We start from the raw sequence: 21,244 nt of genomic DNA on the forward strand, positions 1-21,244 counted from the left end.
CCAGCGCGCGGGGCGGCTCGACCAGCAGCACCTCGAAGCAGGCCTCGGGCGCGGGGCGGGTGCGGCCTGGCGTCCGCTCGCCGGACAGACGGCGTAGCAGCCGTTGCAGGCTAGCGTCCAGCGCCTCCCAGTGCACCGGAAGCAGCACCAGCAGGCGCTGGCGGTGTGGCCGGGGGGGCCGGGCAGGCTGGTCCAGGCCTGCAGGGCGCTGGCGTAGGCCTGCACGGTGACGCGCGAGTCCGCCGCCATGGCCGGGGTCGCGGCCTTGTCATGCGCCAGCTGCCACAGGCCGCAGCGGTGCCAGCGTTCGGCGTCTCCCCAGTCAGGCCGGTCCAGCAGTGGGTAGAGGCAGAGGCCCTGCAGCGGCAGGCCCTGGGCGCGCGCCTGCAGGGCCTCCCCCGCCATCTCGTGCAGCCAGGCGGCACGGCCCATGCCTACATGGCCGGTTTCGGCCACCAGCAAGGGACGGCCATAGCGCTGGAAGGCCTGCTGCAGCAGCGCCCAGAGCGGCTGGCGTCGCGGCTCGCGCAGGTGCCACGCCAGGCGCTTCTCGGTTGTGACCTCCCACTGGCTGCTGTGGTAGTGGTTGAAGCCCAGCCAGTCCAGGGCGCCCTCATGGCCACCCAGCCCTGGCTCCAGCCGGCCGCTGAGCAGGTCCAGGGCCTGCCACTGGTAGTCGCGGACCTGCCGTGCCAGTGCGTCCAGCTCGGGCCGCTCGGGTGGCGCGGCCACGTGGACCAGGGGCTCGACGTGCAGGAAGCGCGCCTGCGGATCCACCGCGCGAATGGCGGCCATGCCCGCAAGGGCTGCCCGCGCCAGGCGCCGCTTGATCTGGTAGCCGCTGAGCTCGCTGCCGGCTCCTTCCGCCTGCGTGGGGGCACCCCCGGCGGGTTGGAAGAAGCCGCCGACGCTGGCGGCCCAGGCCAGGAAGCTGATCTCGTTGATGGGCGTGTAGAAGCGCGGGGCCTCGCAGAGCGGCCGCAGGGTGCGCGCCACCGCGCCCGCGAAGCGCGCGAAGCGCTCGATGAGGGCGTCGTCGAAGAGCGAAAGATCCGAAGGCAGGCCGTAGTGCATCAGCGTCCACAGGGGCTGGATGCCGGCGCGGCGGGCCGCCTGCGCCATGCGCACGGCGCGGCCGAGGTCCAGTGCGCCGCCCGCGCCCTCGCTAAGGCGCCAGCCTATGCTTTCGCGCAGCGTGCGCAGGCCCAGGCGGGCGGCGCGGCGGTAGTCCTCGTCCAGGCGGGCCAGGTGGCCGGTTGCTCGCACCATGTCCAGGGCTTCGCCGGCCGCGTTGACGTGGTCGGAGCCTTCGTAGCCGCCCATCCAGAACGAGGGCAGCAGGAGGCCGCAGGGCCCTTTGCTCAAGACGGGCCCCTCCCCAGGCCGAGGCTCAGCACGCCGCCGGCAGCGCACCGGCCAGGCCCAGACAGTGCTCGATCTGCGCACACAGCACATGGCCGATGAAGATGTGCGCCTCCTGAATGCGCGCCGTGTCCTCGTGCGGCACCACGATGCACTGATCGCAGAAGCTGGGCATGTAGCCACCGTCCCGGCCAGCCAGACCCACGGTGTGCAGACCGGCGGATCGGGCCGCCGCCAGGGCCCGCAGCACGCTGCGGGACTTGCCCGAGGTCGAGATGCCGATGGCGCAGTCCCCCGGTCGGCCCAGGGCCGCGACCTGGCGGGCGAAGACCTCGTCGTAGCCATAGTCGTTGGCCACGCTGGTGAGTACCGAGCTGTCGGTGGTCAGGGCCAAGGCGGCCAGTGGGCGGCGCTCGCGCTGGAAGCGGCCGCTGAGTTCCGCCGCCAGGTGCTGGCAATCCGCGGCCGAGCCGCCATTGCCGAATAAGAGCAGGGTGTGACCGGCGCGCAGCACGGCGCCCAACTGGCGTCCGATCTGTCCCACAAGCACCTGCTGCCGGTGCAGCTCATGGAAGACCGACTGGTGCTCCTGCAGCTGGCGGTGGAAGAGCAGGCCCAGCTCGTTGACCAGGCCCTGGCCGGGCAGGCAGGGGGTGACGCTCATGCCGGGCCTTCCTCGACGATGCCCATCTCGGCCAGGCTCAGCCGCGCGGTGCCGAACTTGCCGACCACGATGCCCGCCGCCCGATTCGCCGCGCGCACGGCCTGCTCCAGGCTGCAGCCGCGCACCAGGAAGCAGGTGAGGGCGGCCAGCGCGGTGTCGCCCGCGCCGCTGACGTCATAGACCTCGCGTGCCTCGGCCGGCACATGCAGGGTGGGGCCGCCGCGCGTGTACAGCGTCATACCCTCGGCGCCGCGCGTCACCAGCAGGTGCTGCAGTTCCAGCCGGGCCATGAGGGCCTGCAGCTTGGGCTCCAGGGCCTGCTCGTCCGGCCAGTCCCCCAGCGCCGCCTGCAGCTCGATCAGGTTGGGCTTGAGCAGCCAGGCGCCGCGGTAGGCCTCCAGGTCCCGGTTCTTGGGATCGACCAGGGTGCGGCAGCCCGCGCGCCGTGCATCCAGCAGCAGCTGGGCGCTCTCACTGAGCGTGCCCTTGCCGTAGTCCGACAGCAGCAGGTAGCGGTACTGCGGCAGCAGCGGCCTGACCAGGGACATGAGGGCCTCGGCCACTTCGGCGGGCAGGGGCTGCTCGATGTCCATGCGCAGCAGCTGCTGGCGCTGGCTGACCATGCGTATCTTTTGCGTCGTGGGGAAGAGGTGGCTGCGCACCCAGTGTCGCTCGATGTTGGGGTGGTCCAGCAGGCGCTCCAGGCACAGGCCGGCGGCGTCCTCGCCCACGGAACCGGCGAGGCTGCAGGGGCAGCCCAGGCTGGCCAGGTTCAGTGCGACATTGGAGGCGCCGCCTGCCCGTGGGTCGCGCCGCTGCATGCGCAGCACGGGCACCGGCGCCTCGGGCGAGATGCGCTGCACGGCGCCTTCCAGGTAGACGTCCAGCATGCAGTCGCCCACGACCAGCACTTCGGGCCGTTTCATCGGGCAGCCTCGCGTCCTCGCGCGGGCGCGCCGCCGCGGATGTGTTGCAGCAGCGCTGTCGTCGAATGACCGGCGGCATGGGGCTCAATCTCGGTCCGGCCGCCCCAGCCGGCGACGAGGGCGGACTCGGGCAGGCACTCGGGGCGGTAGTCTCCGCCCTTCACATAGACCTCGGGCTTCAACAGCTCCAGCAGCACGGCAGGCCCGTTCTCGTCGAACCAGCTGACCCAGCTCACGCAGCCCAGGGCCGCGACAAGGCGGGCGCGCTGCGGCAGCGCCAGCACCGGGCGGCGGCCGGGCTTGCCGAGCCGGCCGGCCGAGGCGTCCGTGTTGAGCGCCACCAGCAGGCAGGCTCCATGGCGGCGCGCCCGCTCCAGGCAGGCCACATGGCCGACATGCAGGAGGTCGAAGACCCCGTTGGTGAACACCAGCGGCCGCGGCAGCCGCACCAGGAGTGCGGGAAGGGCTGACGGCGCCAGGCATTTGCTCGAGCTGTCCCAGGCGTTCTGCACGGTGCAGGACCTCCGTTTTGGATGAGTGACGCGCCGTGGCAGCGGGCGTGCCCGGCCTGGCGCCGGGTCTTCCGGGCGGCGGCTGATCGAGCCGGGAATGGGCCGAAGGACTTACCGCAAGGATTGCAGTGCGCTGCCGCCGGAAGCCTCAGGAGGCCGGGGCCTGCGCGCTGCGCGGCTGTGGCGTGGCGCAGGAGATCAGGCGCAGCACATGCTCCGGGTCCACCGGCTTGGTCAGGTGGTGGTCGAAGCCGGCGGCGATGGCCTCGCGGCGGTCGGCTTCCTGCCCCCAGCCGGTGATGGCGATCAGCAAGGGCTGCTCCCCGCCGGGCAGTTCGCGAATGGCGCGTGCCACCTCCTTGCCGTCCTGCAGAGGCATGCCGATGTCCAGCAGGCAGACGTCGGCGGGATCGGCACTGAAGGCCGCGACGGCCTGCGCGCCGTCGTAGGCGCAGCTGACCCGGTGGCCGTGCATCTGCAGCAGCGCGGAGAGGCTCTGCGCGGCCTCCTCGTTGTCATCGGCGATCAGTACGTGCATGGGCCGGGTCGGCAGCGGCCGGGGCATGGCCGGGGCGGGTTCGCGGGGACCAGGCTGGCTCACATGCAGCAGCGGAATGCGCACCGTGAAGCAGCTGCCGCGGCCCGGCCCCTCGCTGGTGGCCGTGATGCTGCCGCCGTGCAGTCCCACCAGGCCGCGGGCCAGCGCCAGGCCGATGCCCAGGCCGCCGCCGGGCTTGCCTTCGTCGCTGCTGCCCAGCCGGGTGTACATGTGGAAGACGTCGCCCAACGACTCCGGCGGCATGCCGATGCCGTTGTCGCTGACCTCGATGCACAACTCGCCCTTGCCGGCACGCGCGCGCAGCCGGATCTCGCCGCCCGGCTCGGTGTATTTGGCCGCATTGCCCAGCAGATTGGCGATCACTTGAGAGAGGCGCAGCCCGTCGGCATCGAAGCCCAGCGGGCGGCGCGGCAGGTCCAGCAGCAGGCGATGCTGCTTGGCGTCGATGAGCGGGCGCACCGCCTCGACCGCGTTGTCGATGATGCTGCCCAGTTCCACGCGGTCCAGGCGCAGCAGCAGCGCGCCGCGGGCGATGCGGGAGATGTCCAGAAGGTCGTCCAGCAGCAGCGCCATATGGCGCACCTGGCGGTCGATCAGCTCATTGCCCCAGCGCTTCTGTTCCTCGGTGGCGCTGCTGGCGCTGGCGAGGTGGGCGGCCTGGCGTATCGGCGCGAGCAGGTTGCGCAGTTCGTGGGCCAGGGTGGCGATGAATTCGTCCTTGCGGCGGTCGGCGTCGCGCAGCTGTTGCTCATGGCGCCGGCGATCGCTGACATTGGCGGCCCACACCGCCAGCGAATTGCCCATGGGAGAAACGATGCAGTGGAAGGACTGCCCCCGGCCGCGGCTGCCCTCCGGTGCGCAGAACTCGAACTCGCAGGTCTCGTTGCGCAGCAGTGCTCGCTGGCATTGCGCGAGCAGGTCGGCCCGGCGCTGCCAGACGTCCACGAAGATGTCCTGCACAGGCCGCCCGGTCAGCTGCTCGCGCCGGCCTTTCAGCGCGCGCGTGGCGGCGGTATTGAGGTAGTCCAGGCGAAAGTCCTCCAACTGGCCGCTGGCATCGCGCACCGGGCTCAACACACCGAAGGGCACGGCCGAGGCGTCGAGCACGGCCTCGAAGCGCAACTCCGAGGCCTGCAGGGCAGCGCGGGTGCGGGCACGCTCGATGAAGAGCACGGCCTTGTTGGCGCACATGTCCATCGCGGTTCGCTCGCGGGCGTTGGGCAGGCGGGCGTCCCGCAGGAAGATGCTCATGACCCCCATCAGTTCGCCCTGGTCGCTGATCAGCGGCAGGGCGTGGGCAGCATGGAGCTGGCGGCTGGCCATGAGGGCCCGGATGGGCTGGCAGCGCGGGTCGGCCTGCATGTCCTGCACCAGGACGCGGGCCCGCTCCCTCATGGCCATGCCGCAGATGCCACCGTTGGCGATGAGGCGCTCCAGCTCTGCGGCGGAGATGTCGTCGAAGCCCACCTGCGCCGTGACGCGGGGCCGACCCTCGTGAGGCACGCAGAATAGGCCACAGCGACTGCGGTGGATCTCCATGGCCGTGGCCAGCACCTGCTGCAGCTGCTCCTCGACCGTGCCCGGTGCCAGCAGGCGGCTGCTCAGCTCGTGCAGGCGGCGCAGGTCCTCCAGCTGCTCGCCCAGCGCGGCTTTGGCGCTCTGCAGGTCCACCTCGGCGCGCTTGCGGGCGCTGATGTCGATGCCGGCGCCCTGAACTCGGGTGTGGCGGGTCTCGGCGTCCAGGCTGACCTGCCCGCACAGCAGCACCCAGTAAGGCAGGCCGTCAGCATCGCTGAGCTCCAACTCATGGAGGAAGAGGCGGCGCGGGCCGACGGCGAGGCCGTCCAGCAGCGCCCTCAGCCGGCCGGCGGAGGCCTGCGGCATCCGGGCCAGCCAGGCGTCCAGGGCATGGGAGCCGGGGGTCCAGGGGAGCTGCAGCATCTCCGCGAAGCGGGGGGACGTCTGGAGGCTGCGATGCTGAAGATCCAGCTCGAAGAGGCCCAGGCCGGCCTTCTCGACGATCTGGCGTTGCTGCTGCTCGGCGTGTTCGGCCTTCAGCGCGGACTGCTGCAGGCGGCGCAGTCGTCGCGCCACCAGCAGCACCCCTGCGCTGCCCAGCAGGGCCGCGGCCAGCAGCGTTTGGGGGCCGGCGGCAGCAGGCCGGCCAGCCCTGTGGTCCCGGCCAGCCAGGCGAGCGCCAACCCGCCCAGCAGCAGGGTGAAGCTCGGCAGCGCGCCGGCAAGGACGCAGCACACCAGGGCCAACGACACGAGGGCCCAGGGTGCGTTTGCGATGGTGGTGGACTGCTGGACGACGGCTTGCTCGGTGAGGATGGCCAGAAGGGCCGTCGCCAGTGCGAGGGCGTGCGCCTGCCAGCGCCTCGGACTCCCTGCAGTTGGCATGGGTATCTGCCCTTATGGGTACTCAATCGGCGGCCCTGGCGCTGCTCCTCCTGCTCTGCGGGCGATGGAGCAGTGCCTGACCTGCTATTGAAGCACATCGAAGGTGATATTTGTAAGCATCGACCCCCGCAGTGCCGTATGCTGTCTGGTGTCGCCGGGAATGCCAACGTCGGCGTCGTTTGGCCTGCGGAAGACTCCGGCCTTCTTCGCGCTGAATCAAGGAAGGTTTTCCTTGCGGCGGCGGTGGGTGCGCTGCACACAGCACACGCCCATGACGCTCAGAGTGAGCAGGCCGAGCCATGTGAGGCAGCGGCTGGCGCGGCTGAATGACCCCAGGGACTGAAGGTGCTCATGGCCGGGAATATGCGATGGATACATGGATCTCTCCGTCTGTCGTGCATTGCGGGCCTTGGGCAATGGACGTTCCTGAGGCAGAAAAAATGTAGTGTCACAAGCTGATGCAAATGACCGCTTGAGCATTGCATATTTCGAACGGCAACGTTGCAAGATGTGGGGAAGTCCTCCTGCTCGCAGTCGTGCAGGGCAGTGGCCATTTGAACGGGACCTAGAAGGGAGACTGCGTGGCACATGCGCTGATCGTTGATGACGATGGCGATTCGGTCGAATCGCTGCAGGCACTGATCGCGGCTGAGCAATTCACGGTCTCGGTTGCCCACAGCCTGAGGGATGCCAGGCGCCACATGGCCCTGCAGCAGCCGGACCTCATCCTGCTGGACCTGGAGCTGCCGGACGGCAATGGCATGGACCTCTTCACCGATCCCCAGTTGGTTGCCAATTCCGAGGTCGTTCTGATCACCGGCCATGCCTCCCTGGAGACCTCCATTCAGGCCCTGCGCCTGGGGGCAGCCGACTACCTCGTCAAGCCCATCAACCTGCGGCACCTGCTGGGCGTGCTCTCGCGCGTTACGCGGCCCGCCGTGCTCAAGGCCGAGGTGGCCGACCTCAACGCCCATCTGGCCGAGGACGGCAACTTCGGCCATCTGTGGGGGCGGGCGCCCGCCATGCTGCCGGTGTACGAGCAGATCTCGCGCGTGGCGGGCACGGGTGTTTCCGTGTTCATCCTGGGCGAGAGCGGCACCGGCAAGGAATTGGTCGCCCAGACGGTGCACGACCTCAGCCGGCGCCGCAAGAAGCCCTTTCTTGCCGTCAATTGCGGCGCCATCTCGCCCAACCTCATCGAGAGTGAGATCTTCGGCCACGAGAAAGGCGCCTTCACCGGTGCCGATCACCAACACCAGGGCTTCTTCGAGCGCGCCAGCGGCGGCACGCTCTTCCTCGACGAACTGACGGAGATGCCCCTGGAGCTGCAGGTCAAGCTGCTGCGCGTGCTGGAGACCGGCCGCTACATGCGCGTGGGCTCCACGCAGACCATGGAGGCGGACGTGCGCGTGATCGCCGCCTCCAACAGGCCGCTGATCCAGGCCGTCGAGTCCGGCAAGCTGCGCGAGGACTTGCTGTACCGGCTCAATGTCTTTCCCATCGAGCTCCCGCCGCTGCGCGACCGCCTGAGCGACGTGCCTCTGCTGGCGCGCCATTTCCTCAGCGCGATCGGCGCCAAGGAAGGCCAGCACAAGCAGTTCAGCGTCGCGGCCATGGAGCGCCTGTGCCGCTACCGCTGGCCGGGCAATGTGCGCGAGCTGCGCAACGCCGTGCAGCGGGCCTATGTGATGGCCACCGGCGAGTTGATCACCGACCAGTGGCTGCCCGCGCCCGACCTCCCCGCGGCGCCGGGCGGCATCGAGGCGCTCCCCGGCGGCCTGTTGGTGCAGGAGCCGCTGCCGCAAGGCGAACGCGGGGCCGCGGCGCTGGAGGGCGATGCGGCGACCGCAGGGCTCGGCACGCTGACCCGTTCGCCTGCCTATGCGGTGGGCGGGACCGCGGATGCAGCCCTGGGTGGGGCAGCGACCGCCATGGCGGGCAGCGCCACCGGTGAATCCGGCGCCGCTTCAGCCGCCACCCCGACCCTGTCGGCGCCGGCCATTGGCGCGGGAGCTGCCGAGTATGCAGGATCGCTGTCCGGTACCAGTGCCGGGATGGCCATGGGCCAGGACGCACTGATCGTGCCCATCGGCTGCTCCATGGCCGAGATCGAGCGGCGATTCATCCTTGCTACGCTCGCCCACTACAAGCAGCACAAGGAGCGCACCGCCGCGGTGCTGGGCATCAGCCTGAAGACGCTCTACAACCGCCTGAAGGAATACGCGGCCACCGAAGCCGACTGGCCAGAGGGCAGGTCCTGAGGCACGCAACGCTGCAGGGCGTCGGCGGGGTTTATCAGCGCGGCGTAGCGGCTCATCATGAGCGCGCCCACCCGGGACCAGTCCAAGGTGCGGGCCCGGCACAGCGCGCGGTCCAGGCGGGGCGCCTCGGGCTCGTCCAGGGCCTGGCGCATGGCGGCAGCCCAGTCGGCGGGGCAGGCGCTGTCGACGGCCAACGCCGCGTCCGCGCCCAGCTCACCCAGGCCGGCCCGGCTGCTCAGCACCACCGGCGTGCGGCAGGCCATGGCCTCCAGGGCGGCCAGTCCGAAGGTCTCCTGGTCGCCCGCATGCACGAAGGCATCGCAGCTGGCCATCACGCGGGCCAGCTCGGCGGTGTCATGCACCGGCGGCAGCACGCGCAGCTGGGAACCCGAGGGCGGGCAGGGGCCGGAACCCACGCACAGCAGCACATGGCCTGGCCCCAGGGCGCGCACGGCCCGGGCCAGCAGCGGCAGGCGCTTTTCCGGCGCGAAGCGTCCGCAGTACAGCAGCAGCCGCGTCCCCGGCGGCAGGCCCAGCTCCCGCTTGATCCATCGCGCCCATCCGCCCTTGCTCGCGGCAGGGCGGAAGATGCCGCAGTCCACCCCCAGGGGCTGGTACTGCACCTGGTCCAGGCCGCAGTGCCGCAGCTGGTGTTCCAGCGTACGGCTGGGGGCTAGCACCAGGTCGAAGCCTCCATACAGGCGCACGAGATAGCGTTGTGCCCGCTCACGCGCCCATTCGCCGGCCCGCCGGCCGCCCAACTGCCCCGCCCAGCGCTCCAGCAGGGCCGGGAGATGGCTGTGGCAAAAGGCCACGGCTGGCACGCCCAGCTGCTGTGAGGCTTCCAGGCTGGCCCAACCCAGGACGTAGGGATCCGCCGCTTCGATGAGGTCCGGCCGAGCCTGCCTCATCAAGGCGACGGCGTGCGCCCGGTCCAGGACGAAGCGATAGCCGCCCGAACCCGGCAGCCGCAGGCCGCCACAGGGCAGCAGGCCGGGGCCTTCGCCCTCGGGCACCAGCAGGCTGTGGCGCCAGCCCGCGGTCAGCAGCTGTTGGCGCTTGGCGCTGAGTACGCGGCGAACGCCGCCGGCGGGACTGGTGCTCCAGAACATCGTGGCGTCCAGCACATGGGGGCCTGGGGAGGCATGGGAAGTCATGGGAGTCCTCGTTGGATGGGGGCGAGCGCCAACGGCGGCATGGCAGCGCTTCAGCAAGCCCTGTGCCTGGCATGCCGGCGGCGGCGGGCCTGCATGACGTGCCCCATCCCCGCTCCGCTTGTGGCGTGCGCCGCCCGCGCACGAATCCGCCTAGCGGCAGTGCGCCGGCCCGCGAGCGGGTAAGACCTGGGTGGCTCATGACGTGAGCCTCTGCGCCGCCTGGCCAGGCTGTCCCTGACCGCCGGTCTGTCCGACCGTGGGGTGGCGCGCCTTCAGTCAGACCGGGACCCGCCTGCAGGCGATGCTGGCGGCGGTCCGTCCGGGGCCAACAGCAGGGCCTCGAGCTCGGACCACTGCCTGATGCGGTGATCCGGCTCGCGCAGTGGGCTCATGCGCCACACGGTCTCGCCGCCGTTGTCCAGGAGCAGGCTGCGGCAGCCGGCGCGATGGCCGGCCTCCACGTCGTCCAGGGTGTCGCCGACCATCCACGAGCGCGTCAGGTCCAGCTTCAGCAGCGTGGCGGCCTGCAGCAGCAGGCCCGCGGCCGGCTTGCGGCAGCGGCAGGCGGGGGCGCCCACGGAATCGGGCAGGTGAGGGCACAGCAGCAAGCCGTCGAGCTCCACGCCATCGGACTCGCGCAGGCGCTGCCGCAGGGCCTGCTCCAGCCCGTCAAAGGCGGCGCGCGTGAACAGACCGCGCCCGATGCCGCTCTGGTTGGTGATCACCACCAGCGCGAACCCTGCGGCCGCCAGGCGCGCCAGCGCCCCTCCCGCACCGGGCTTGAAGCGCAGCTGGGCGGGATCGACGTTGTAGGGCACGTCCTCGACCAGGGTGCCGTCCTTGTCCAGGAACAGAGCCGGTGCCCAGGGGCGCCGGCTCTGTCTCGCCCGCAAGGCCGGCAGGCGTGAGTTCAGGGCCACGAGGTCTCGCACTCGGGCAGCACGGTGAGCTCGGCGATGCTGGTGCCGCGCGGCTGCTGCAGCACATGGCGGATGGCGCGCGCCACATGGGCCGGGTCCTGCAGCCGCTCGGGGTCCAGATCGGGGAAGCGGTCCAGCAGGAAGGGCGTGCGCATGCCGCCTGCGACGATGGCGCAGACGCGAATGCCCTGCTCGCGCAGCTCTGCATGCAGGGCGTGCGACAGCCCCAGCAGCCCCCACTTGCTGGCGTGATAGGCGCTGGCATTGGGCCAGGCGCGCTTGGAGGCCGTCGAGGCGATGTTGACGATGTGTCCACCGCCGCCGGACCGGCGCGCCATGCAGTCCGCGGCGTACTTGCTCAGCACGAAGGGGCCGGACAGATTGGTGTGCAGGATGCGCAGCCAGTCCGCCACCTCCAGTTCGGCCAGGGAAGCGGTGACGTCGGTCGCGGCATTGTTGACCAGCGCGTCCAGGCGGCCGAAGCGCTGCTCGACCCGGGCGATGGCGAGGCGGCACTGCCCGGGGTCGGCCACGTCCAGGGCCAGCGGCAGAACCTCGATGTCCAGCCCGGCCAGCGTCGCGGCCTGAGCCTGGGCGCGTTGCAGGTCCATGTCGGCCAGCACCAGATGGGCACCGTGGCGTGCCAGCTCGCGGCTCAGCGCAGCGCCCAGCCCCTGGCCGCCGCCGGTGATCAGCACCACCCGTCCCTTGAGCGAGACGGGTTGCAGGGCATCGGCGGCCTCGCCGTCGCTGCTGAGGAAGAGATCCTGGGTCTTGGGGGAGGCTGGATTCATGCTGAGTTCCGGGCTGAGGCCTCAAGGGCCGGGTGGGGGGACTGGCGGGCGGCGGGGGCCGGCGCTCGCCAGCCCCGCGCCCGATGCCCCGCGCACCAGCAGGCCGTGTGCCGGCCGCCGCGGCGCGGCGCCGGGTAGGCCTTGCGGCACGAATTCCCTGCGGCACACCCGCGGAATGCTCGCCCGGGTGGTGTCGGTTCCCAGAGGCATGTCCCGCCATGTCCCGCCGTGGGGTGCTGCGGCAGCGGCTTGACTGCAGCGCGCAGCCACGGCACACCGGGTCAGCAGGCATGGCGCTTGCCTCCCTGGCGGCAGCGGTCTCCAGCGGGGTGAGCCGGGCGAAGTCCCGCAAGCCCGGAGCCGTGGAGGGCCTCAAGACCTCGGCGATGGTCGTCGCCACGAGCCTGGAACACCGGGACCGTGCAAGGCTGTCGCCCCACTTCTGCTGACTCTGAAAGGAATGCGCGATGGGCATGATTGAAACGCACGAGGGCGCCGCAGGCGTCCGGATGGAAGACGGCACGGGCCGGACCCAGGCATCCGCTGCGGATGCCGCGGACCTGGTGGACCGGGCGGCGCAAGGCGCCCACCACACCATCGACCGCTTTGCCCATCAGGCGGCGCCCACGGTCCAGAAAGTGCAGGAACAGATGGAGAGCGCCGGCGAGATGATCCAGGAACGGGCCGAGCAGATGCGTGACATGGGCAGGCAGTGGCGCGAAGGCCTGCGCAGCAGCGTGCGCGAGCACCCCCTGACCACCATTGCTGCGGCCCTGGCTCTGGGTGCACTGATTGCACGGCTGTCCCGGTGACGCCGCCGCCCATGCCACCGGGCGCCGGGTCCGACCCGTCGCGCGAGAGCCGTGATAGCCAGGACAGCCGCGACAGCGGTCCCGACGATGGCCCGCCTTCCGGCTGGCTGGGCGGGGTTCAGACCCTGGTGCTCAGCTTCGTGGGCCTGCTGGGCGACGGGCTGGAGCTGCTGTCGCTCGAATTGCAGCGCGGCCTGCGCTTGTTCGAGCGCCTGCTGTGGTTGCTGTTGCTGGGCGCCTCCGCCCTGCTCACCGCCTGGCTCTTCTTCTGGATCGGCCTGGCCGTGGTGTTGACGGATGCCGGCATGATGTGGCCCCTGGCCTGCGCCATCGTGGTGCTGGGCAATGTCGGTGTGTTGGCCGTGTGCCTGTCGCAGGCGCGCCTGCTGCGGCCCATGTTCGCGTTGCCGGCCCTGAGACGTCAGATGGGCCTGGGCAGCCTCGGTGAGGAGCGGTCGGCCCCCGAGCCGGCGGCCCGCCGCAGCCCTGCTGGCGCGCCACCCGCCCCTGCGGCGGGACCCCCGCCCACGGGCACGGATGGGGGACGGCCATGAGCAGCCCTCCCGATCCTCCCTTGTCCCGCACGCCGTCGCCGGATACTGCACTGGAGCAGCAAATCCTGGAGGTCGAGCTGCGCATGCTGCAACGGCGGCGTGCCCTGCTCGGTTCGTGGAACGAGGTCGAGCATGGGGTGGGCCAACTGCTGGCGCCGCGTGCCTGGCTGTGGCCGCTGGCCCTGGGTGCTGCGGGCGGCTTCCTGCTGGGCCTTCTGTGGCAGCGTGGCGGGCGTGGCCGGGGAACCGGGGGACGGGCGCCGGGCGGCGCGTATCGTGGCGAAGCCCATGCCCACCGTGGCGCCGGCGCCTTAGCCAGCGTCCTGGCTCTGGCGGGGCCTTGGCTGCGCAGCCAGCTCAAGCCCATGGTGCATCAGTGGTTGCGGCCCACGGTGCTGGAGGCGGCCGAGGCCCTGATGTTGGCCCTGCTGGGCGGCGTGCTGAAGAAGCCGTCCCCTCGGGGGGGCGACCGGCCTCACGACCCGGCATCTGCAGGACGGCCGGGCTCTGCTGCGGCGGCAGCTGCGCCCGAGGACACACGGCCCGGCACCGCGCCATCGCGTGAGTAGGGCGGGACCGGGTCCAGCGTCGCCTTTGCCGATGGGGGGCAGGTCTTGCCCAGGAAGCAATGATGAATGCACTGCCACCGCTGCCCGACTGGTCGGGCGTCTTCGCATTCTCCCTGCACCCACTGGAGCTGGCGCTGCGCGGGACGGTCATCTACTGGCTGCTTTTCCTGATGTTCCGTTTCGTGCTGCGGCGTGACGCCGGCAGCATCGGACTGGCCGACGTGCTCCTGGTGGTGCTGATCGCCGATGCTTCGCAGAACGCCATGGCCGGCGAGTACCGCTCCATTGGCGACGGCGTGGTGCTGGCGGGCACGATCACGAGCTGGAACTGGGTGATCGACTGGGCTGGCTACCGCAGCGCACTGCTGCGCCGCTTCCTGCAGGCGCCCGCCACGCTGCTGGTGCGCGATGGCCAAGTGCTTCAGGCAAACCTGCGGCGCGAGCTGATCACGAGGGACGAACTGATGGGGGCGCTCCACCGCGAAGGCCTCACCCGGCTCGAACAGGTGGCTTGTGCTTGGATGGAGAGCGATGGCTCCATCACCATAGTCCCGCGCGGTTGAGCCGCACGCCGCGCGGGGTGAGGAAGAAGGAGCTGGCGCAGCCTCGTTCAGGATCGCGCAGGTCCATTGAGGTCCTGTCAGCGTCAGGCCTTGTGCTCGCTGGCCCGGGCCTCGTCGCGCAGGCGATGGATTTGCTCGTGATTGCGTTGCACGCCGTGCATCTGGCGCTGCACCACAAGCAGCGCGTCCGCAGGCAGGTTTTGCTGCAGGGCCTTGCGGTAGCGGTCCACGGCGGCATCTTCACCGCGTTCGCATTCCTCCAGCATGGCCACGTCGCTGTAACCGGCCAGGGTGCCCTTGACGCTCACCCAGCCGCGATGCATGGCGCCGCTGACGCTGCCTTCATCCTCCGCCTTGCCCCCGTACTGCCGCACCAGCTGCTGCAGCTCCAGGGCGGCCTCGCGGCATTCCAGCGCCCGCGCCGCGAAGACCTGACGCACGCTGGCACTGCGCACATGCTCGGCACAGGCGGTGAAGCCGTATTCGCCGTCCTTACAGGTTTCGATCAGCTTGTTGAGCGTGTCGATGACATGGTCCGTTTTCATGGCTGCGCCTCCGAAAGTTGGAACTCGGCGCCGACGGATGCCGACGCTCTCAGGGAGGCAGCAAGCCATGTGCCCGCGCCTCTTTCCTGGCCCTGGCGAGGCGCGGGCTCAGTCCTGGGCCTGCTGGGGCCTGGCGATGGAACGGCGCAGCGCATCCAGCAACTGGGCGGGGGAGCAGGGCTTGCGCAGCACGACCAAGGTGGGGTCGTCGGTGACGGACTCGCTGTAGCCGCTGATCAGCACGGCCGGCAGCTCCGGCCGCATGGCACGCAACGCCCTGACCAGCGTGAGGCCGTCCATCCGGCCGGGCATCATCACGTCGGACAGCACGACGTCGATGCCCGCACCGGTGCCGAAACGCCGCAGGGCTTCGTCTGCGTCGTAAACACACAGCACCTTGCAGGAAAAGGAGCGCAGCAGCGTGGCCGTGACGCGGCTGAGTTCCTCGTTGTCCTCGACCAGCATCACCCGCACGCCCGCCAGGCTGTTCCCGGCGCCCATCTCGGCCCCGGCTTGCGCTGCCGCATGCGTCCGGCTGGCCGGCAGCAGCAGGCTGACGACGGTGCCGCCCTGCGGCGGGCAGTGGATGCGCGCCGTGCCGCCGGCCTGCACGCAGAAGCCCAGCACCTGGCTCAGACCCAGGCCGGTCCCGCGACCCACGGGCTTGCTGGTGAAGAAGGGCTCGAAGACGCGGGGCAGGATGTCGGGCGGGATGCCCGGGCCATTGTCCGCCACTTCGATCAGCACATAGTCGCCCGGCGAGAGTCCGGCCAACTCATCCTCTCGGGCATTGCGCAGGCTGAACTGCACCTGCCCCGAGCCGTTCAAGGCATCGCGCGTGTTCAGGGCGATGTTGATCAGGGCGAGCTCCAGCTCGGCCGGGTCCACCGTCACCGGGCGTACGCCGGGCTGTAGGTCCATGACCAAGCCTACGCGCTTGGCCAGCACTGTGCTCAGCAGCACTTCCAGATCCTTGAGTGTGCTGGCCAGGTCCAGGGCCTGAGGATGCACGGCCTGCTGGCCCGCGAAACGCAGCAGGTGCTGGGTCAGGCGGCTGCCGACCTCCACCGAGCGCCGGATGGCGCCCAGGGGCACCTGCAGGGCCTCGGTGTGCACATGGCGCTGGATCAGATGGGCGCTGTTGCTGATCACGCCCAGCAGGTTGTTGAAGTCATGAGCGACGCCGCCGGTCAGCCGCCCCAGGGCGGCGATGCGCTGGCTGCGTGAGCTGAGCTGCTCGGTCTCGCGCGTGCGCTCGACGGCTTCGTTGACCCGCTGCTCCAGTTCGCAGCGGGAGCGCCGCATGGCCTCGCTGGCATTGACCAGGGCGCGCGATACATAGTCCCACTCCTGGATGCCCGTGGGCTGCGAGCGCAGCGGCCCGCCCGTCTGCAGGGAGTGGGCCATGGAGGTCAGCTCGTCCAGCGGCTGGGCGATGCGCCGGCTCAGCCACAGCGCACCGGCCAGGCCCAGCGCCAGCAGCATCAGGGTCCCCAGCAGCACCGGCAGCAGGACCTGCAACTGGCCGCCGGCCAGACGCTCCCGGGGGGTGCTGATGATGAAGCTCCAGCCCTGCGAGGAGGTACTGAAGTAGACCAGCACCGATTGGCCACTGGGGTTGACGCCCAGCAACAGGGCCTCGTCATGGGCCTGCATCAGGGCAGCCAGGGCCGGCCAGGCCGACGGCTCGGTGAGGGTGGGACCGCCTGCCGAACTGGCTGAGCTGGCCACCACGCGGCCCCTTCCGTCCAGCACGGCGGCGGTCCAGTCCTGGGGCAGGTCCTGGTGGTTGATCAGGCGCTGCAACTCCAGCGGCAGGATGGTCACCTCCAGGTTCGCCAGCACACGCCCGCGCCGCTCCACCGGCTGCAGCAGGGAGGCATGGGGCGGGCCGCCGTCGCGGTCAGCCTCCAGCGACCCCACCATGGGCCGGTTGGCCAGCGGCGTCGCGCCGGGGCCTCGCGGCCGGCGCGAGGAGGCGGGGTCCTCGGCCGTCGAGGGCGGGAGCCGGGTGCTGAAGAGGATCTCGTCCTGCGTGCTCAGTACCACCCATCCGTCCAGCCCCTGCATGGCCCGCCGGGCCTGGGTTTCCAGCAGCTGCAGTTGGGCGGGCTCGATGTCGGGCAGTTGGTCCAGGGTGCGTGCAAGGGCGAGCACGCGGGCGATGGCCGCGCGCTGGGCCAGCTCGCGGTCCACCACCATGGACAGGGCCCGGGTGTCGTCGCGCAGGTGGCGCACCAGGCGCTCCTCCTCGGCCCGCCAGGCGGCCCACAGGGCGGCCAGTGCCCCAGGCAGCACCACGGCCAGCACCAGCAGGACCAGGCGCGTGCGCACGGACAGGCTCAGGCGCGCTGCACGCTCGCCGGCTTTCGCCACCCGTTGCCGCAGGCGCTGCCAGCCCGTGGAGGCGCGGGCGTCTACCGAGTGCTCCACTTCATTGCGTTCCAGCATGGGTCGACACATCCAACACGGCGGACACCGCTCCTCGTCAGCCCGGGACTGCGGGCGAGGACCGTCGGGGTCCCAGCAGGCTTCGAAGGCTTGCACAAGGCCGGTTGCTTGCCGAGAGATAGAGTGCAATGACACGCAGTTTACGGTTGCGGCGGCAGATGCAGCGAAGGCTGATCAGCAGCGGCACGGCAATCAGGGCGCCCGCCAGCCCCCACAGCCAGGCCCACAACAGCACGGACAGGAAGATCGAGAGTGGATTGATGGCCAACCGGCTGCCGATCAGCCAGGGGCTCAGGAGATTGCTCTCGATGGCATGGATGGACAGGAAGGCGCCCGCGGGCAGCAGCTGCTGCAGGCCCTGCGCATCGGTCATGGCACCCGCCAGGGCCAGCGCGGCGGCGGTCCCCCAGGGGCCGATGTAGGGAATGAAGTTCAACAGCGCTGCGGCGACGCCCCACAGGCCTGGGTTGGGCAGCGCCAGCGCGCCCATGGCCAGGGCCGTGGCCAGGCCCACGCCGAGATTGATCAGGCTGAGGGTCAGCACATAACGCGAGAGGTCGCGCTGCAGGGCCCGCAGCCCGCCCAGCACCAGGGCACGCAGGCGGGGTTTTTCCGGCAGGACCTCGATGCAGCGTGACAGCAGCCAGTGCTCGGAGGCCAGCAGAAAGTAGAGCAGGATCACCATGGACGCCGCCGAGAGGGTGAAGCGCGCCCCTTCCGTGAGGAGCGAGCCCGTGAGCGCAACGCCCTCGCTGGCCAACCTGGCCTTGACGGGGTCCGAGGCTTCCTGGGTGCTGGCGGTACGGCCGCTGCCGCTGCGCTGGCCGAGAAACTCGCCGCGCCAGCGATCGACGCGCGAGAGCACGATCGCCAGTGTACGCGGCGCGCGTTCCCACCACTGGGCCGCAGGCTCGGCCAGCAGGGCCGCCACCGTGCCGCCGGTGCCCAGCAGGGCGCCCACCAGCAGCGCGGCGCCCAGAGCCTCGGGGATGCCATGCCGTCGCAGCCGCCGAACCACGGGCGTCAGCACGAAGGCCAGCATCAGCGCGATCACCACCGGCACCAGCACGGGTCGAGCCTCTTGCAGCAGGAAGAGCAGGGCGATGAAGAACAGGCCCCGTATCGCCCATGCATTGCGCATGACGATCCAGGACGTCAGTCGTTCCACGGGCACCCTGGCTTCCTGCTGCATGCCGGCATGCCGGCCTACTTCTGCGGCGTGCTGACGACGATGTTGTTGCGCACGCTCTTCACATCGGGCACGGCGGCTGCAATGGAGCCGGCGCGTTCCTTCTCTCCCTGGCTGGTGGAGAAGCCCGAGAGCTGCACGGTGCCTTTGAGGGTCTCGACATTGATCCGCAGGGCGGCGACCGTGGGGTCTTCAGCCATGCGTGCCTTGACACGTGTGGTGATGGTGGCGTCGTCCACATACTGGCCGACGGAGCTTTGACCGCTCGTGACGGCACAACCCTGCAACCCTGCGAAGGAGAGGGCCAGGGCTGCGGCAAAGAGGACAGGCTTCATGTGCTTGCTCCGAAGTGATGGGATCTGCGGACGATGCCGCAGTCGGCGTCGGCAATCGCCGCGCCTGCCCTGCGGGGCGGTGGCGGCGGCACTGCGCGCGGGCCCGAAGGAATTGCGGCAAGACTTGCCGCGCAAGCACCGGACGCCCCGTTCTGCGGGCGCAGATCGCCCTGTGTCGCGGCCCTTCGGAGCTGCTGTACGGCTGCTTACATCCTGCCCGCGGACCGTCTTGCTTGTTCCGCCATGACCGTGATTTGCCCATGAATACGCGGTGCGCCGCCCGTTCGACCTGCTGGCAAGCGCGCGTCCCGGGCCGAGCTTGAGGCGCGACGGCATGGGCTCCGGCACGCAAGTTGCGAGCTGCCTTGCGACCCTCCATTCATTCATGTCATGGGAGTGAGCAATTGATCTTTACCGAACTCCGAACTTCGCAACGACAGGCGCAGACCCTGTCGCCACGGCTGCAGCATGCCGTGCGGCTGCTGCAGATGTCCTCGCTGGACTTCAGCGCCATGGTGCACGACATGCTGGGACGCAATCCCTTCCTGGAAACCGCCGAGGGCGGAGACGGCGCCGAGGAAGGCGAGATGCCGGCGGGGCCGGCGCCCGCCGCTGAGCCGGCCCCGGCGGAGCTGGTCGATGCACCCCTGCCCGCGGAGCCCGCCGGGTCCGATCTGCCGGACGACCGGGAGATCTGGAATGCCGACAGCGGTTCCGGCGGTAGCCGCTCTGATGACGGCGAATTCGGCGCCCTGGACCTGACGCCCGTGCCGCACAGCCTGCACGAGCACCTGCGCAGCCAGCTCAATGTGCTGACGCTGCCCGAGCGTGACCATGTGCTGGCCTGCATCGTGGCGGAATCGGTGGACGAGGACGGCTATCTGCGCACGCCCCTAGAGGAACTGGCCCCGCTGAGCGGCCTTGACCCGGAGGCGGACATGGACGAGATGCAGATCGCCCTGAAGCGCGTGCAGGCCCTGGATCCGCCCGGCGTTGGCGCCCGGACGGTGGCCGAGAGCCTGTGCCTGCAGCTGCCGGGCATTGACTGCGAGCGGACCCGCGGCCTGGCGGAGTGCATCGTGCGCGAGCACATCGAGCTGCTGGCCACGCGCGACATGCCGGCCCTGGCCGAGCGCCTGGGCGTGACGCCGGCCGAGGCAGAGGCCGTTTGCCTGCGCCTGCGCCGGCTGGATCCCCGGCCGGGCTGGCGCTTCAGCAACTCGCAGGCCGCCTACATCGTTCCCGACGTGTTGACGACGAAGGTGGGCAGCCAGTGGCGCGTGCAGCTCAACCCGGCCGTCATCCCGCGGGTGCGCATGAACCAGGTCTACGCCGAGCTGTTCCAGCGCCACCGCCGCAAGGGCGACAGCGAGATGGCCAGCCACCTGCAGGAAGCGCGTTGGACGCTGCGCAATATCGACCAGCGCTTCGCCACCATCCTTGACGTGGCTGCGGCCATCGTGCGGCGGCAGCGCCACTTCCTGGAGTTCGGTGCCATGGCGATGAAGCCCCTGGGCCTCAGGGAGATCGCCGACGAGGTGGGCATCCACGAATCCACCGTCTCGCGGGTGACGAACAACAAATTCCTCGCCACGCCCAGCGGTGTCTACGAGCTGAAGTACTTCTTCTCGCGCGCCATCGTCAGCAGCAATGGCAGCGCCTGCTCGGGCACGGCCATCCGCGGGCTGATCAAGGACATCATCGAGGCGGAGAACCCCTGCACCCCGCTGTCCGATGCTGACGTCACCCGGCTCCTGGCCCGCCAGGGCCTGGTCGTGGCGCGGCGCACGGTGACCAAATACCGGCAGATGCTCAAGATCGACGCCGTGGAGCGGCGCCGGCAGCATGCCTGAGCCGGTGCGCGGGGCGGCGGGCTCAGCGCCGGCGTCCGCCAGGGCTGCGAGCGGGCGGGCGCGCGGCCTCGTCCAGAAGCTCCTGGCGCCGCTGGGCATCGAGGCCGGGGCTGGCATGCAGGTCGGTGTCGACCTGGCCCTGCGCGAGGTCGGCGGCGGCCTGTCGCATCACCTCACGCTGGCGCTCGCCGGCCGTGCGGCGGCCCGCCAGTGCGGTGGACGCGGTGCCGGTGGCCTCTTCTCGCTCATGGGGAAGGGCGAGGTCCGCCTCCTGGGGCGCGGGCGGTGGCGAGCCGGGCGCCATGGGGCCGTGGTCCAGCAAATCGCTGGCCTTGCCCGGGCGCCGCGGGCGATCGGCTGGGGGGCGGGTCTTGCGCATTGCGTCTCCTCTGTGCTGGCCTCGGCCAGGTTGCCGTCCATCCGGCAAGGCGTGCGCCCAGGGCACACGGTTTGCTCACCACGGGAGATGCCGTCACGCCCTGGAGCGTCGCGGTGCCTGACATCCATGCACACATCCAAGGAGTTAGCGATGATGCTGTCACGCCCAATTCACCGAACGAAAGCCGCGCTGCTGTGCGCTGCGGCCCTGTTGTGCCTGTCTGCCTGCCAGCGTCGCGACGACGTGCCGGGTCCCGACCCCAGCCGTTCCGCCCAGCCTGACATGCAGGCCTCGGCCCCGCTGCCGCAGACGCCGGCATCCTCGGCCAGCGCGGTGCCCTGAGTCCGGCGCTGCCGGCCGGGTGGTCCGCAGAAAGGGGCGACCCGTGGTCGCCCCATCTTTTCCGTGTCATCTCAGGCCCGGGCGTCCGCCCGGGC

General features: G+C 70.6%; 22 protein-coding genes. 8 read left to right on the forward strand and 14 right to left on the reverse strand.

The window, feature by feature from the left end; genetic code table 11:
* The 6 genes from H5407_RS20550 to H5407_RS20575 form a co-directional block, all read right to left on the reverse strand.
* Window positions 1-1,365 (reverse strand): family 1 glycosylhydrolase (locus H5407_RS20550; RefSeq protein WP_183106368.1); only part of this gene is annotated, 1,365 nt, incomplete at its 3' end.
* A gap of 25 nt (window positions 1,366-1,390) precedes the next feature.
* Window positions 1,391-2,026, reverse strand: a complete 636-nt coding sequence (locus tag H5407_RS20555; protein WP_183106369.1) for an SIS domain-containing protein — start codon at window positions 2,024-2,026, stop codon at window positions 1,391-1,393.
* Window positions 2,023-2,952, reverse strand: a complete 930-nt coding sequence (locus tag H5407_RS20560; protein WP_183106370.1) for a bifunctional heptose 7-phosphate kinase/heptose 1-phosphate adenyltransferase — start codon at window positions 2,950-2,952, stop codon at window positions 2,023-2,025. Before H5407_RS20560 ends, H5407_RS20555 begins: the two co-directional genes overlap by 4 nt.
* Entirely contained in the window at window positions 2,949-3,464 is a 516-nt protein-coding gene (locus tag H5407_RS20565; protein ID WP_310737679.1) for an adenylyltransferase/cytidyltransferase family protein, read from the reverse strand. Before H5407_RS20565 ends, H5407_RS20560 begins: the two co-directional genes overlap by 4 nt.
* Window positions 3,465-3,612: 148 nt before the next feature.
* Window positions 3,613-6,117: an ATP-binding protein gene (locus H5407_RS20570; protein WP_183106371.1), complete on the reverse strand. Its 2,505-nt coding sequence runs from the start codon at window positions 6,115-6,117 to the stop codon at window positions 3,613-3,615.
* Window positions 6,078-6,425 (reverse strand): hypothetical protein, encoded by a 348-nt coding sequence (locus H5407_RS20575; RefSeq protein ID WP_183106372.1) that lies wholly within the window; start codon window positions 6,423-6,425, stop codon window positions 6,078-6,080. The genes H5407_RS20570 and H5407_RS20575 overlap by 40 nt, the downstream gene beginning before the upstream one ends.
* A 581-nt stretch (window positions 6,426-7,006) precedes the next feature.
* Between H5407_RS20575 and H5407_RS20580 the strand changes: the two genes are divergently transcribed.
* On the forward strand, window positions 7,007-8,686 hold the full coding sequence (locus tag H5407_RS20580) for a sigma 54-interacting transcriptional regulator (RefSeq protein ID WP_183106373.1): 1,680 nt from the start codon (window positions 7,007-7,009) through the stop codon (window positions 8,684-8,686).
* On the opposite strand, the gene H5407_RS20585 is transcribed toward H5407_RS20580, so the two are convergent.
* The 3 genes from H5407_RS20585 to H5407_RS20595 form a co-directional block, all read right to left on the reverse strand.
* Window positions 8,626-9,843: a glycosyltransferase gene (locus H5407_RS20585; RefSeq protein WP_183106374.1), complete on the reverse strand. Its 1,218-nt coding sequence runs from the start codon at window positions 9,841-9,843 to the stop codon at window positions 8,626-8,628. The two genes, H5407_RS20580 and H5407_RS20585, sit on opposite strands and share 61 nt — an antisense overlap.
* 272 nt (window positions 9,844-10,115) lie before the next feature.
* Window positions 10,116-10,763: an HAD-IIIA family hydrolase gene (locus H5407_RS20590; protein WP_310737680.1), complete on the reverse strand. Its 648-nt coding sequence runs from the start codon at window positions 10,761-10,763 to the stop codon at window positions 10,116-10,118.
* Window positions 10,754-11,557: an SDR family oxidoreductase gene (locus tag H5407_RS20595; RefSeq protein WP_183106375.1), complete on the reverse strand. Its 804-nt coding sequence runs from the start codon at window positions 11,555-11,557 to the stop codon at window positions 10,754-10,756. Before H5407_RS20595 ends, H5407_RS20590 begins: the two co-directional genes overlap by 10 nt.
* Window positions 11,558-11,847: 290 nt before the next feature.
* Here H5407_RS20595 and H5407_RS20600 point away from each other — a divergent pair, with 290 nt between their 5' ends.
* The 5 genes from H5407_RS20600 (at window position 11,848) to H5407_RS20620 (ending at window position 14,055) form a co-directional block, all read left to right on the forward strand.
* Window positions 11,848-12,006 carry a hypothetical protein gene (locus H5407_RS20600; protein WP_183106376.1) on the forward strand — a complete coding sequence of 53 codons (159 nt, stop codon included), beginning with the start codon at window positions 11,848-11,850 and terminating at the stop codon, window positions 12,004-12,006.
* A gap of 18 nt (window positions 12,007-12,024) precedes the next feature.
* Window positions 12,025-12,369 (forward strand): hypothetical protein, encoded by a 345-nt coding sequence (locus H5407_RS20605; protein ID WP_183106377.1) that lies wholly within the window; start codon window positions 12,025-12,027, stop codon window positions 12,367-12,369.
* An 11-nt stretch (window positions 12,370-12,380) separates the two neighbouring features.
* Window positions 12,381-12,923: a hypothetical protein gene (locus H5407_RS20610; RefSeq protein WP_183106378.1), complete on the forward strand. Its 543-nt coding sequence runs from the start codon at window positions 12,381-12,383 to the stop codon at window positions 12,921-12,923.
* Window positions 12,920-13,492 (forward strand): hypothetical protein, encoded by a 573-nt coding sequence (locus tag H5407_RS20615; RefSeq protein ID WP_183106379.1) that lies wholly within the window; start codon window positions 12,920-12,922, stop codon window positions 13,490-13,492. The genes H5407_RS20610 and H5407_RS20615 overlap by 4 nt, the downstream gene beginning before the upstream one ends.
* Before the next feature lie 62 nt (window positions 13,493-13,554).
* Window positions 13,555-14,055, forward strand: a complete 501-nt coding sequence (locus H5407_RS20620) for a DUF421 domain-containing protein (RefSeq protein ID WP_183106380.1) — start codon at window positions 13,555-13,557, stop codon at window positions 14,053-14,055.
* An 83-nt stretch (window positions 14,056-14,138) separates the two neighbouring features.
* Here the strand turns inward: H5407_RS20620 and H5407_RS20625 are convergent, their stop codons facing one another.
* The 4 genes from H5407_RS20625 to H5407_RS20640 all read right to left on the reverse strand — a co-directional run bounded on the left by H5407_RS20625 (window position 14,139) and on the right by H5407_RS20640 (window position 18,575).
* A complete protein-coding gene (locus H5407_RS20625) occupies window positions 14,139-14,600 on the reverse strand; it encodes a PA2169 family four-helix-bundle protein (RefSeq protein ID WP_183106381.1) in 462 nt (153 codons plus the stop codon).
* A 108-nt stretch (window positions 14,601-14,708) separates the two neighbouring features.
* Window positions 14,709-17,051 carry an ATP-binding protein gene (locus tag H5407_RS20630; RefSeq protein ID WP_183106382.1) on the reverse strand — a complete coding sequence of 781 codons (2,343 nt, stop codon included), beginning with the start codon at window positions 17,049-17,051 and terminating at the stop codon, window positions 14,709-14,711.
* Between the two features lie 37 nt (window positions 17,052-17,088).
* Complete coding sequence (locus H5407_RS20635; protein ID WP_183106383.1) at window positions 17,089-18,192, reverse strand: AI-2E family transporter; 1,104 nt, start codon at window positions 18,190-18,192, stop codon at window positions 17,089-17,091.
* 65 nt (window positions 18,193-18,257) lie between these two features.
* Complete coding sequence (locus tag H5407_RS20640) at window positions 18,258-18,575, reverse strand: BON domain-containing protein (RefSeq protein WP_183106384.1); 318 nt, start codon at window positions 18,573-18,575, stop codon at window positions 18,258-18,260.
* A gap of 404 nt (window positions 18,576-18,979) precedes the next feature.
* On the opposite strand from H5407_RS20640, the gene rpoN reads away from it, so the two are divergent.
* Window positions 18,980-20,428 (forward strand): RNA polymerase factor sigma-54, encoded by a 1,449-nt coding sequence (gene rpoN / locus H5407_RS20645; RefSeq protein WP_183106385.1) that lies wholly within the window; start codon window positions 18,980-18,982, stop codon window positions 20,426-20,428.
* 22 nt (window positions 20,429-20,450) lie between these two features.
* Here rpoN and H5407_RS20650 read toward each other — a convergent pair whose 3' ends face one another.
* Window positions 20,451-20,807, reverse strand: a complete 357-nt coding sequence (locus H5407_RS20650; protein ID WP_183106386.1) for a hypothetical protein — start codon at window positions 20,805-20,807, stop codon at window positions 20,451-20,453.
* A gap of 150 nt (window positions 20,808-20,957) precedes the next feature.
* Between H5407_RS20650 and H5407_RS20655 the strand changes: the two genes are divergently transcribed.
* Window positions 20,958-21,149: a hypothetical protein gene (locus tag H5407_RS20655; RefSeq protein WP_183106387.1), complete on the forward strand. Its 192-nt coding sequence runs from the start codon at window positions 20,958-20,960 to the stop codon at window positions 21,147-21,149.
* Window positions 21,150-21,244 lie beyond the last annotated feature (95 nt).

The sequence above is a fragment of the Mitsuaria sp. WAJ17 genome (genome assembly GCF_014174515.1).
GTDB lineage: Bacteria > Pseudomonadota > Gammaproteobacteria > Burkholderiales > Burkholderiaceae_C > Roseateles_B.